Below are 12609 nucleotides of genomic sequence, written 5' to 3'. Positions count from 1 at the left end.
CATACTATCACACTCTGGGACTGTACACCAAGTTCTTATTGTACATTCACCTGGTATGCTCATTTAAAGTTAAGTTTTCTGGATTCCAGTGTCAGCTACTTTCATGACAAGAAGAGGGTGCTGGAATGATACCATTATAGAGTGAACCAGTGTCAGCTACTTGGATGACAGGAGAATGATATCCAAGTCGCTTGACACTGGCATCCAGTTTTCTTTATAATTTCCTTTGTGAAAGAACAAAAGTGCTTATTTGTAACCATAGCTGGCTTACCAAATGCTGGGAAGTCTACATTAATTAACAGCATCATAGGCAAGAAAATTGCAATTGTTACACCCAAAGTGCAAACAACAAGGACGCAAATAAGGGGTATTGCAACATGCAACAACACACAAATTGTCTTTACTGACTCCCCAGGAATTTTCTCAGCAGAAACAAAACTTGAAAAAGCTTTAGTCAAATCTGCATGGTCAGCAATCAAGGGTGATGACATCACTTTGTTACTTGTTGATGTAAGCAATTATTTGAAAAATATAGAAAGAATTAAGACTATATTTACGCGGCTGCAGCGCACAAAAGGCAGATGCATTTTGGTTATCAATAAAACTGATTTGGTAAAAAGGCCAGAACTCAAGATGGCTCATGAACATCTGAATTTGTTTTATAAATTTGAAAAGGTGTTTACGATATCAGCATTAAAGAATGATGGACTTTCTGATTTGATGAATTACTTGTCTGAAGTTGCACCGGTGAGCCCTTGGTTTTATGAAGAAGATCAAATAACCGATTCCTCGACAAATTTTTTATCAGCAGAAATTACGAGAGAAAAATTATTCTTGAACTTGCGTGAAGAATTGCCATACTCTACATCTGTTATAACTGAACAATTTGAGGAAAAAAAAGATAAGAGTTTAGTCATCAAACAGATCATATTCGTGTTGAAAGATAGTCATAAAAAAATAGTCCTAGGGAAAGATGGCAGTAATATTAAAAAAATTAATATCGAAGCACGTGCTGAACTAGAAAAATTATTTGAGTGCAAGGTTCACCTCTTTTTGTTCGTAAAAGTGCGACCTTGGATCGACCGTCCTGAGGAGTATATAGGCAATGCTTAATTCTTTGTTAGTATTTGATATTGAAACTATACCGGATATAAATTCCTGCAAGAATTTGCTGAATATTGATGACAATAGCAGTGTGGAAGAGAAAAGGGATGCATTAACAAAATACCACCTGGAAATAACAAACGGGCAGAACTCTTTTCTGCGTCAGCCCTTCCACCAAATTGTAGTTATTAGTTTTTTACTTTGCAATATAAGCCACCAGAGCGGTTATGAGGTGTTCACACTGCAAGAAATAAGATCTGGAGGCACACTAAATTCCAGTGAAAAGGAGCTAGTGAAAGGATTTTTTAACTACATATCAGAAAAAAAGCCAAGACTAGTTTCGTTCAACGGACGCACTTTTGATATACCAGTGCTGAAGTATCGTGCTATGGTCCATGGCATTCAAGCGGAATATTTTCATAAAGCTGGCGATAAGTGGAATAGCTATAATCAAAGATATAGTAGTGATTGGCATTGTGATTTGCTTGAATCTCTCTCTGATTTTGGAGCTTCTGCGAGAGTAAAAATGAACGAAGTTTGTGCAGCATTTAACCTTCCTGGCAAGATTGGAGTTGATGGGTCACAAGTTATGGGCTTATACGATAGTGGCAAAATACAAGAGATTCGAGATTATTGCGAAACGGATGTAATTAATACTTATTTGATTTACTTAAGGTTCATGCATCATCAGGGAAGGATTACTACTGAAAGCTACAACAAAAGCGTGGAAGAGCTGCTTGTAGAGTGCGAAAAAAAAGAATACCTAAAGAAATTTAAAGAAGAATGGCAAATAACTTGTGGTGGAAATTTTTATATTGAATTTAAATGAATAGATGTTATGGAGCAATCTAATAATTGTTCCATAGTAATAGTTATAAACTCCTTGCAGTAGACAAGTAATTCTCATGTGCTATCTTGCTTTGCACAACTTCTGCTTGTTCAATCTGAATAGATGAGGAATTTTCATGCGCTATCTGCTCAACTTCTACTTGTTCACCCTGAGAAGAATTTTTTAATTTATTATCTTGATATTCCTTTTTTACTTCCTCAAAAAAATTTGTTCCACCGAGAATATAACTTCCTAATTTTGCAGCATAATGTTGAGCATTACCTAAAACTGCAGAGTTAATTTGACTTAATGCCCTAACGGGATAGTAAAAGAGAGATACGTTATTATTTGACTTGAAATCACTTTCATCCATTACTTTAACAGCTTTATGATAACCATCTATTTTATGAAAAGAATATCCTTCCGGTGCTGATATTCTTAATTGTGCACCTACATGAGCATAACCAAAAGACCAGGTGATACTGCTGGCACTGGATCTTGTCTATGTTGAGTTACTCTAATGGTTTTTTCTTGAAGAACGTCATTATAAAATTTACTAGCAGTAAGGTCAAAAACTCTTGGATCACCAAAAGTTGCAACATGAATATCTTCAGCTCTTTCTGTTTTATTAAGACATAAAGCAGCTATCTTAGAAATCGCCCCTCCCATGCTGTGAACTGTAAGATTAATTCTAAAATCTTTGATTTCTGATCCTTGTTTCTCAGCGTGAGATTTTAAAATGCCATAAAGATTAGGCCATGAATCCGTAAATGAGTTATAAAAACCACGATGAATTCTTCCACCTTTAGATAAAAGTTCCGAGGTAGTAAAAGATGCATTTAGATCAGTGATTAGATCATTTAAGCCCCATAAACCATGTTTTAAGCGAAGTACCATGGTAAGCTATTGTTATTTCTTTACCTTTTATGAAAATATGACCAGCATCTTTTTCAAAGCTATTACCAAATGGAATGATTTCATAACTTTCTTTAGTAAGTTCAGCTCTAGTTTTATACATTTTTTCAGGGGATGGAATAATTTCATAACCTTCCGTAGTAACTTCAAATCCAGTTTTGTATACTTCTTCAGCTAAGGTGTTGCATCTTTTTTCACTTAACTTATCGTCGTCATCACCATAGCTTATTTTAGAGAAATTACTCATTTCTAATAATTTCTCTTTATTAAACACTGCAATTTCTACAATACTTTCATCTATCTGGTGAGAAGAAGGTAAAGAATGTATTTCATTTGGGTCGCGAGGGTTTATAAATTCGTAATCTTCAATAATCTCAAATGCATCGTCTTTTTCTATGTTGTTCCCTATTAAAGAAGAGTTTGATTGTTCAGCATTGTCTAACTTTGAGCTTACATCACCTACACTAGTATTTGTGGTAAATCAATTGCGTAAAAAACTAAAATCCATAACTACCTCAATCTACTATCAGCTAAACAATTTATTTAACTATAATGTAGATTGATATTATTGTCAATAGTATTTTTCATAATTTATTTTTTTAACATAGCTATAGTTTCTTTTCCTTTCAATTACTATTGTTAGAATAAAAAAATTTTACTTCCATAGAATAAATAGTAGAGTTATAATGCACTAGCAAGCAAAAAATATTAACCTTTGTGCTAAATTTTGGTTAATATAAACGTTAGGCATATTAAAAAAGTTGTTTTTAAGTTGTTGCACTTTACTTTTGTTTTCGCTATAAGATTGCTTTAAGTTGAATTTTCAACATTTTTATATATTTACATTTAAGACAATGATTTCGAAATTTTTTGGGGGCACTTCATGAAAAAATCTATTTATACTAGAACCGCTCTAGTTTCTTTATTAACTTTATGTTCTTTCAGCAGTTTTGCAGCTGACTTTCCCGATGAGAGTATGAAGGAAATGAAAAAGCAAGAGAGCACAAAAACTTCTGGAAAAACAGAAGTGATGAAAACATCAAATAAAAAACTGAAAGAAAAGATGGACAGAATATGTAATGCTGATCCAAGAAAAAAAGCTGAAGAGCTTAAGAAAAAAGAGGAGCTAAGATTAGCAGCCGAGCAGAAGAAAAAAGAGGAGATCAGGCTAGCAAATGAGAAAAAAGCAAAGCTTATAGAGAATTCAAAAACGAAAGCTCTAAATGCTAAGAATTCTAATATAGAAAAAGGTAAAGTTTCAAAAACTAAGGCTCCTAAAACTAAGAATGCTAAAATTAAAGCTAAAGATGTAAAGAAAGATGTAAAAGTTGTTAACAAAAATACAGAGGAAAAAGTTAAGGCAAATCCTGTTGTTTCAGCTGGTGGAGTTGATATTATCGACACTAATCAAGGGCAAAGTAATTTAAGAATAACTTTTGGCGGTGTTGTTGATGCTCAAGGTTATGGTAAAGCTGGACCAAGTGATGAAGATTATAAACGTTATCACGTTATGCCAGACAAATCTATAGATTATCATCATTTTACTGAGGATACAGCAAAAGGAGCAAATCCAATATTCCCTGAAATAGGAAATATCATTGACTATAGCAATGATATGGGTATGATTGCTGATGCAATATTGCACTTAAGAGCTGAAAACAAAAATGAAGATTTAGGTCTTCTCTATGGTGCTGATGTGCAGTTTCATGTTCCAGTGACCGGAGGTAAGGGAGCTTCACAGGGTGTTTATGCTGCAAAAGGCAGAAGTACACACGTATTTTTAAATTCAAAATATGGTGACGTGAAGCTTGGTTACCAATTTGGTCCTGAGGCTCTGATGAGACTTGATGCAACAAGAATTGCAACTGTTGACGGAGCTGCAGATAGTGACTGGTTCAGAAAAGTGAACTTAGAAGGAAGCGCTGCAAGCTTTCCATTTTATGTAACACCACGTCTTTACACTGAAAGTTTTTCGAGTGAAAGTGAAAGATTCTCTTTCCGCATGGCAGGGAAATATAACAAAGGCTTTATGACTACACTGCCATTTAGAGTTGCTTACTACTCACCAAATTATATGGGCGCAAGGTTTGGTGTTAGCTATTCACCTCGCTATGATAGTAGTTTATTTGTTGTAAAGGATGGTGATGACATAAAACATGTCGGTCCAGACTATGAGCACATAGTAAGTGCTGGCGTATCATATGAATATGACTTTGATAAACACAAGGTGAAAGTTAAAACTTCTGCAGTTGGTGAGTATGGTCAAGCGAAAAAACTAAATAAAGAATATGTGGAGTACAATGACCTTATGGGTGTTAATTTGGGTGTAAGCGCTGATTATAAGATTAATGAAGATCAAGGCGTAAAATTTGCTGCCTCTTTTGCATACTTGGGCAAATCTGGTCAACGGAAGGGTATTAAAAAATTAGTTGGTGATACCTATAAGGAAATTGATGGTAAAGGTACTACTGATGATGACAAGAGAGTGAAAGGGCTGAAAGCTCAATTTGGTGAAGATAGTATAGACACCATGTATTGGACTGTAGGAGCTGGCTATCAATATGAGAATATCTACACAAGTTTGACGTACTTTGGTAGCAGAATGAATGATGGAGATATGCTTCATGATGGTGCACTTGGCGTTCAATATGATCTTTCTCCTGCTTGCAGTAAGAGCAAATTTGTTCCTTACGCAGCTCTCCATTATTTTATGACTAACGAGAAACAAAACGCAGATAATAAGATTACAAAAGTAGGTAGTAACAAAGAGGCACCTTCTAACCAAGGAATTCTCCTTCTTACTGGTGTGAAGTTTTCTTTCTAACCAACATGTACACCACAGTTAATTGTGGTGTATTCTTGTCTGTTGATGTTCAGTGTTTATTTGTCAATCAAATAAACATATGGTGTCCTCTCTCCTGTCATCCCAGTGCGTGGCACTGGGATCTAAGTTATATGCAAAATTATTACGTTTACATACTTGCAAGCAAGAATAATCGAACTTTATATACAGGTATAACATCAAATCTGATTAAACGAATCTGGGAAAATAAGAGTAAAGTTATTTCTGGCTTTACATCAAAATACAATGTACATAAATTAGTTCATTTTGAAGAATTTCAAGATATAAATTCAGCTCTTAATAGAGAAAGACTGTTAAAAAGTTGGAAAAGAAAATGGAAGACTGATTTGATCGAAAAAGAAAATCCAAATTGGGTAGATTTATATGATAACATAGTCAGGTAAAATTAGATCCCAGTGTCATGCACTGGGATGACACCCTATGGTTACTGGAATGACACCCTATGGTTATACTGGGATGACACTCTATAGCTACTCAGATGACGGGAAAAGAACACACTGGCTTATCTACTAGCCGTATAGCTACTTTCAAATTCAATCAATTAAACAGTAGGCCCCTATGCAAACCACACTAAAAAATCATTTAGCTGGAGAATTACTTACCACCGCTACGTGCTGGAAATTAAAGCTCGCAGGTGGAGAGGTAATGGGATTCACTGACTATGATGAAGATTTAAATATTGATAATATACTCTATAAATCTTCAAGTGGATTTACAGCCAGTAGTATAATATTAAACAGCGATTTAAAAACTGATAATCTAGAAATTGAAGGGATATTAAATAGTGTTCATATTAAAGAAAAAGATGTTTTATCAGGAAAGTACGACTTTGCAAATATTGAAATATTTCTTGTGAATTATAAAGACTTGACCCAGGGAACAATGAATCTACATTCAGGAACTTTTGGTAAAGTAACATTAAGTAGTGGAAGATTTATTGTTGAAATTAGAGGGCTCTCAGCAAAGCTTGAGAGAAGCATAGCAGAATTATACTCTCCTGCATGCAGAGCACAATTTTGCGATGATAAATGTAAAGCCGATACTAAAAAATTTAGTAAAATAAGTACAATCACTAAAGTAATAGACGAAAGAAGATTTGAAGACACGAATTTAACTGAGAGTGATGAATATTATAAGCACGGAGTAGTGAAATTCTTTGGCTCAACAGCGTTTGAAGGTATAGTAAAAGAATATAAAAATAGAGTAGTTACATTGTTTACTTCGCCTTCATACCAAATTTTTGCTGGAGATAAATATTCAATACTCGCAGGTTGCGATAAAACATTTCCAACTTGCAGAAGCAAGTTTAACAATACTGTAAATTTTCGTGGTGAACCCTATATACCAGGTTTTTATATTGTTTAGCAGCACAATTTTCAATATTATGAATATGCATGGAAAGGTGGCTGAGTGGTCTAAAGCACACGCTTGGAAAGCGTGCACATATGAAAATATGTCGGGGGTTCGAATCCCCCCTTTTCCGCATATTACTTCTAGAATAGTATAAAACCCGCTATGTCAGCCTCCTTTTACCCCACTTAGGTATGTACCAATATACCTAATTTTGTTACAACATTCCCAATAACATAAATTATGTTAGCAATGCTATCAATAGCATTGCTTTAAAAAGAGTGCCCATATTTTCAGTCAACCTTAAGAATTCACTAAAGATCCTATTCTTTTGTTCATCACTTGCGCTTTTCATTAAAGCCTGGGTTCTTTCTTTTATGCCAAAAAGATATAAAAATTCTCTTTGAGTTAAAATCTCGCAATCTACGTGTTTTAATGAATCTTTTAATGCTTGAAAGTTCACAAGTGCAGTAATATCACTATTACCAACATTCTCAAGAAAATTAGCATACTTATGTTGTTTTATCGATTGCAAAGTGCTCTTATATGCGGGGTATACATAACCGTAATCTATAATCAAAGCAGCTCCTTTATTATTATGTATCTTCTTCTCAAGTTCTTTTAATATTTCAACCCCAGTTGAACATATTTCAACCACTGCACCATTAAAAAGTTTTCCATTTGCCGTTCCAGCGCTTGATGCATAATTGTACGAACGTTGCAATTTACAGGTAATTTGATTAGCAGGTGGTGTCATTCCAGTGAATGACGCTGGAATCCAGTGTTTATTATACAACTGCTCAGTGTGCTCATTTACAATTAAGTTTTCTGGATCCCAGTGTCTGGGCACTGGGATGACATCATTCTTGGTGGGAATTACCCTTGTATCACAACGTTCGTATAGCTGTGTGCTTGATGCTGGAGTCCAGTCTGGTTGAGCAGTTTGCACAATTTTGAGACCGTTACCGCCTTGTTTTGTCACCCTATTTTCATACCACCCCTCATCACGATATACAAACTGATCTATCGGAAGAGCGTCAAAGAACTCATTTGCTAAAAAAATGGTTGGTTGTTCTGGTAGGTTGTCAATATCTTTGTGCCAATTAACACCTAAGCCTTTTAATTTTTCCTTTTGTATCTTCCGTAAAGTAGGGCTTATTTCAACTAAGTGGATCAACATTGAATTAAAAAAGCTGCTGTATTTTTTAGTGACTCTTATTATATCGTGAATGAGTGTTCCTTTGCCTGGCCCAAGTTCAACTAGAGAAAATTTTGATGGCTTTCCTAATTTTTCCCATGTATGCATTATCCAAACTGCAATTACTTCACCAAATAATTGGCTGATCTCAGGTGCAGTAGTAAAATCACCATCCTTACCAAGTGGTAATCTACTCGTATAATAGCCGTATTTTTCATGGTACAAAACGGCATTCATGAAATCACTGATGGATATTGATCCTTGACTTTTGTCAATTAATTCGTGTATATAAGTGAGCATGTTATTAATAAATGTTTAACTATAGCGTACCATAATATAAAATAGTAGAGTATTTATATATATAGTATAAACTTAAGTTTGTGAGTAATAGTGCTTCAGTTATGGACGACAAAAACACCGATTATGTTGCCCTTATACCTCAAGATGATAGTATTGAATACAAATTTGAAGAAGCTGTCAATTTTATAGAAAACAAGGTTATAAATGCTGATGGACTAACTTTAGCGGAAGTGTTTCAAGTGCTAGTTCAAATGCTAGATGGTGATCTAGAATTGGTAAAAAAAGTACTAGCATATGCTAATATTATGGCAAAGTATGGAATGAAGGTAGCAAAAGAGTCGCAATTAAGCAGAGCTGATGTTCGCCGAGCTTTGGAAGGTAAAGAAAGTGTTGTCAATAAACAAGATTTTATAAAGAAACCACCTCTTTCACCTGCTATAAAATCGACCAAAAAGAAAAGTAGAGGTCTTTAGATGGCTGAATCTATAAAAAAATTTACTGTACAATGTGACTTCAAAGGACAAAGTTCACCTTTTGCAATATATATAGGAAATCCAAAAAGTGATGCTCATCCAATTCATCATCAAGATTCCTGGCTTGTAAAAGAACGTGGAGGGAATATCCCTAATAAAGTAAAAGAAAGTCTACAAAAATTATATAAACTATCTCAAGAAAATGGAGTCTCTTTCTCAGAGTTATGTGCGTATGCCATTACTGTGGTTAGTAATAATGATAAAAAAAGCGATAGCAAAAAATAGCAAACTGTCTTACCCAGAAAAATCAGAGAGAAGCTCAGGTTATTTTGGTTCTCAATATCTACTACGTAGATAATGTCCATTGATTATTGATTGCTTCGCAGCTACTTTGCTTTTTATCAAGTGAGCTTGAAAGTCCACTACAGAGGTATATAATCGCTGCAACAGCTAGATAACAAACCGCAACTGCTACCCCCTACTGCTAACATTTCTAAATAAACCGCAATAGTTATCCCTGAAATAACTCCAGCTATTCCTAGTGCAGAAGCAGCTATAGCAGGCAACTTACTCTTTTGCGAACTCTTTGAAGTAACGTTATTTTCATCTTGGTTACTAGACTGCTGACTATTGTTCTGAACATCACCATGTTCTGGTTGGCTACAGACCTGCTGCAAAAGGTGATTGAAAAAATAATGTGAGAGAAGTAGAAGAAGAATAAGCAGATTGAGTAAGGTAAAAAAATGAGCTTTAGTTACTATAACATGAAGAAACACCCAAGAAACTTTCGTAGTATAACAGGTTTAACTATAGAGGAGTTCGAAAAGGTAGTGGAAAAAGTGAGGTCTGGGTGGGAAAGACTTGAAAAACAGAAAAAGTGCCATGGTAGAAGATCACAACTACCAACTCTAAAAGATAAGTTATTTTGCGTAATTTTGTACTATCGCACTTACATAACACATAGATTTTTAGGGTGCCTGTTCAATGTTCACAACGCAAATGTATGTAGGTTACTGAAGAAAATAGAGCCATTACTTGCCAAAAAAGTTACTATAACAAAAGATAGAAGTATAACACCAGAAAAAATACTGAAGATTCTGGCTGATGTTACAGAACAGCAAATACAGAGACCAGAAGATAGTAAAAAACGGAAGAAATCATATTCAGGAAAAAAAAAGAACCAACACTATGAAAACTGAGATTGTTATCGAAGAAGGTGGAAGAATTTTATCAGTGTCAAAGTCATATCGTGGTAGAATTAATGATTTTCGCATAAGGAAACAAGAAAAATATTTACCAATCGATAGCATAAAATATGCCGATTCTGGATATCAAGGTTGGCAAAAATTGCAAAGCAATGTTATAATTCCATATAAAAAGTATCGTAAAAAGCCATTAACTCCAGAGCAGAAAGAGCATAATAGAAGATTAGCATCATTTAGAATGAGAGTAGAAAATAAGATCCGTGAGATAAAGATATTTAAGATTATGTCACATATTTACCGCAATTTTCAGAAAAAATACAACCTGAGGTTCAATATTATTGCTGGTATTGTGAATCTTAAGCACGCCTTTTAGTTAACCTTGATTTTAGTCACCCTCCTTTCCTTCTTTTTATTGCTTGATTCTCAGCAGGTCTATAGAATTCAATAGGATAATTCCTGGTGTGCAGTTCCAGAGTGTGATGGTATGATAAAATATGAGAAAACAATACCATCAAAGGAGGAATTATGGGACCATACACCTAGAGGCTGTATTACAAGAATTTTGAGCGAACTTAGTTATGTGTAATATATTATCGCTTCATATGTGTGATGCACAAGGGCCTTGGAACCCAGATCAAATTACTGAGTATCGTTTAAATTTTTCAGGTTTATTTGGTGTAATGAGGCAGAAACTCTATCAAGTACTTATTGCGCCAAAAAACTTTCAAGCCCTTTTTGATAGAGCAAGCATGCGTGCTAAAGTTAAAATTCGACCAGGGCAGCTACAATAAGGTAGATAAGCCCAAACGCCATCATGTTTTTAGGAGAGTTTGCTAATGGAGGCTCTTAAGTTGACGCCATTGGCTGAACGGATACCTCTTAACTTGACGCGTATGGTTTATTTAACACTCCCAACGGTTACAAATAATTCACCATTTCTTCTGGTTTCACTATCCTTTCAAACTCCTCCTCAGTGAGCAGTTGAAGTTTTGCTGCTGCTTTTTTTAGAGTGATATTTTCTTTATAAGCAAGCTTCGCTATTTTTGCTGCATTGTCATACCCTATATGCGTATTTAATATAGTGACCAACATTAACGACTGATTCAGTAAATCTTTTATCCTCTCTTCATTTGCCTTAATACCAACTACACATTTTTCTGTAAAATTTAAACTTGCATCAGCTAAAAGTCTTATAGACTGCAAAACATTGTAAATTATCACTGGCTTAAACACATTCAATTCAAAATGACCGTTTGAACCACTAATGGTCACAGTAACATGATTTCCCATAACTTGAGTGCACACCATAGTTACTGCTTCACACTGAGTTGGATTCACTTTACCTGGCATAATTGAAGAACCAGGCTCATTTTCCGGTAACATTATTTCCCCAATTCCGCATCTTGGACCAGAACCAAGCAACCTTATATCATTTGCAATTTTCATTAAACTGACTGCTACTGTATTGAGTGTTCCACTGAGCTCAACTAAAGCATCGTTTGCTGCTAGCGCTTCAAATTTATTGCCTGCTGAAGTAAATGGAAGATTAGTAATTTCTGCAACTTTGCTTGAAAAATCTTCAGCAAAACCCTTTTTAGTATTGAGTCCTGTGCCAACCGCAGTGCCACCTTGTGCAAGCTCGTATATACCACTTAAAGTTGATTTTACTCTCTCTATCCCCTTTTTAATCTGGGCTGCATAGCCAGAAAACTCCTGTCCCAGTGTTAGGGGCGTTGCATCTTGTAAGTGAGTACGTCCTACTTTTATTATATTTTTAAATTCCTGAACCTTATTATCCAGCACCTTATGCAATTTTTCAAGATTTGGAATAAGCAAGCAGTTTATTTGCTTTGCTGCTGCTATATGCATTGCTGTTGGAAAGGTGTCATTTGATGACTGACCATAATTCACATGGTCGTTTGGATGTATCGGAGATTTACTACCCAAATTACCACCTAAAATCTCTATTGCGCGATTGCTGATCACTTCATTCATATTCATATTAGTCTGCGTTCCGGATCCGGTTTGCCAAACAAAAAGCGGAAATTCATTATTAAATTTGCCATCTATTACTTCCCTTGCGGCTGCGCAGATTGCGTCCCCTACCTTATTATCTATAGCACCGTGCTTCATGTTAACACGTGCTGCTGCAAGTTTTACTATTGCTAATGCTTTAATCAGAGGCTCTGGCATTTTTTCTGTGCCAATCTTAAAATTTTCTAAAGAACGTTGAGTCTGCGCTCCCCAGTAATGTTCACTTGGTACTTTTACTTCCCCTAAGCTGTCTGATTCTATTCTCGTTTTTCTATCCATATTTTCCTTCTTAGCGTCATGCAAACTGGTTCACTACATAATTTTTCATGTCTACTTCT

Annotated in this window: 13 protein-coding genes, 1 tRNA gene and 2 pseudogenes; 10 read left to right on the top strand and 6 right to left on the bottom strand. The window is 35.1% G+C overall.

Going from position 1 to position 12609, the window contains the following annotated elements; genetic code table 11:
* Positions 1-228 precede the first annotated feature (228 nt).
* Together era and AAGD69_RS05465 are read left to right on the top strand one after the other, a co-directional pair.
* Entirely contained in the window at positions 229-1113 is an 885-nt protein-coding gene (gene era, locus AAGD69_RS05470) for a GTPase Era (protein ID WP_341811933.1), read from the top strand.
* Positions 1106-1933, top strand: coding sequence for a 3'-5' exonuclease (locus AAGD69_RS05465; protein ID WP_341811932.1), 828 nt, complete (start codon positions 1106-1108; stop codon positions 1931-1933). Before era ends, AAGD69_RS05465 begins: the two co-directional genes overlap by 8 nt.
* 43 nt (positions 1934-1976) lie before the next feature.
* Here the strand turns inward: AAGD69_RS05465 and AAGD69_RS05460 are convergent, their stop codons facing one another.
* The 3 genes from AAGD69_RS05460 to AAGD69_RS05450 form a co-directional block, all read right to left on the bottom strand.
* Positions 1977-2306 (bottom strand): hypothetical protein, encoded by a 330-nt coding sequence (locus tag AAGD69_RS05460; protein ID WP_341811931.1) that lies wholly within the window; start codon positions 2304-2306, stop codon positions 1977-1979.
* 77 nt (positions 2307-2383) lie between these two features.
* Positions 2384-2830, bottom strand: coding sequence for a lipase family protein (locus AAGD69_RS05455; RefSeq protein ID WP_341811930.1), 447 nt, complete (start codon positions 2828-2830; stop codon positions 2384-2386).
* Positions 2790-3122 carry a hypothetical protein gene (locus tag AAGD69_RS05450; RefSeq protein WP_341811929.1) on the bottom strand — a complete coding sequence of 111 codons (333 nt, stop codon included), beginning with the start codon at positions 3120-3122 and terminating at the stop codon, positions 2790-2792. The genes AAGD69_RS05455 and AAGD69_RS05450 overlap by 41 nt, the downstream gene beginning before the upstream one ends.
* A gap of 609 nt (positions 3123-3731) precedes the next feature.
* Between AAGD69_RS05450 and AAGD69_RS05445 the strand changes: the two genes are divergently transcribed.
* The 4 genes from AAGD69_RS05445 to AAGD69_RS05430 all read left to right on the top strand — a co-directional run bounded on the left by AAGD69_RS05445 (position 3732) and on the right by AAGD69_RS05430 (position 7194).
* Positions 3732-5672, top strand: a complete 1941-nt coding sequence (locus tag AAGD69_RS05445) for a porin (RefSeq protein WP_341811928.1) — start codon at positions 3732-3734, stop codon at positions 5670-5672.
* 5 nt (positions 5673-5677) lie between these two features.
* Positions 5678-6094 (top strand): GIY-YIG nuclease family protein, encoded by a 417-nt coding sequence (locus AAGD69_RS05440; RefSeq protein ID WP_410529835.1) that lies wholly within the window; start codon positions 5678-5680, stop codon positions 6092-6094.
* A gap of 175 nt (positions 6095-6269) precedes the next feature.
* Entirely contained in the window at positions 6270-7076 is an 807-nt protein-coding gene (locus AAGD69_RS05435; RefSeq protein ID WP_341811927.1) for a DUF2163 domain-containing protein, read from the top strand.
* A 31-nt stretch (positions 7077-7107) separates the two neighbouring features.
* Positions 7108-7194: transfer RNA gene (locus AAGD69_RS05430), tRNA-Ser, on the top strand.
* A 108-nt stretch (positions 7195-7302) separates the two neighbouring features.
* Here AAGD69_RS05430 and AAGD69_RS05425 read toward each other — a convergent pair.
* Positions 7303-8559, bottom strand: coding sequence for an SAM-dependent methyltransferase (locus tag AAGD69_RS05425; RefSeq protein WP_341811926.1), 1257 nt, complete (start codon positions 8557-8559; stop codon positions 7303-7305).
* Between the two features lie 101 nt (positions 8560-8660).
* Between AAGD69_RS05425 and AAGD69_RS05420 the strand changes: the two genes are divergently transcribed.
* Entirely contained in the window at positions 8661-9032 is a 372-nt protein-coding gene (locus tag AAGD69_RS05420) for a hypothetical protein (RefSeq protein WP_410529834.1), read from the top strand.
* Positions 9033-9317 carry a DUF2610 domain-containing protein gene (locus tag AAGD69_RS05415; protein WP_064125056.1) on the top strand — a complete coding sequence of 95 codons (285 nt, stop codon included), beginning with the start codon at positions 9033-9035 and terminating at the stop codon, positions 9315-9317. It abuts the gene before it with no gap.
* Positions 9318-9454: 137 nt separating this feature from the next.
* Here AAGD69_RS05415 and AAGD69_RS05410 read toward each other — a convergent pair whose 3' ends face one another.
* A complete protein-coding gene (locus AAGD69_RS05410) occupies positions 9455-9808 on the bottom strand; it encodes a hypothetical protein (RefSeq protein WP_341811924.1) in 354 nt (117 codons plus the stop codon).
* Between AAGD69_RS05410 and AAGD69_RS05405 the strand changes: the two are divergent.
* Positions 9776-10610, top strand: a pseudogene (locus tag AAGD69_RS05405) (transposase). The gene AAGD69_RS05410 and the pseudogene AAGD69_RS05405 sit on opposite strands and share 33 nt — an antisense overlap.
* Positions 10611-10773: 163 nt before the next feature.
* Positions 10774-11074 (top strand): annotated as a pseudogene (locus AAGD69_RS05400) (IS4 family transposase); the annotation flags it as partial.
* Between the two features lie 81 nt (positions 11075-11155).
* On the opposite strand, the gene fumC reads toward AAGD69_RS05400, so the two are convergent.
* Positions 11156-12550, bottom strand: a complete 1395-nt coding sequence (gene fumC / locus AAGD69_RS05395) for a class II fumarate hydratase (protein ID WP_341811923.1) — start codon at positions 12548-12550, stop codon at positions 11156-11158.
* Positions 12551-12609: the final 59 nt, after the last annotated feature.

Source organism: Wolbachia endosymbiont (group A) of Conops quadrifasciatus, assembly GCF_964027015.1.
Classification (GTDB): Bacteria; Pseudomonadota; Alphaproteobacteria; order Rickettsiales; family Anaplasmataceae; genus Wolbachia.
This window is presented reverse-complemented; position numbering and strand designations above follow the sequence as displayed.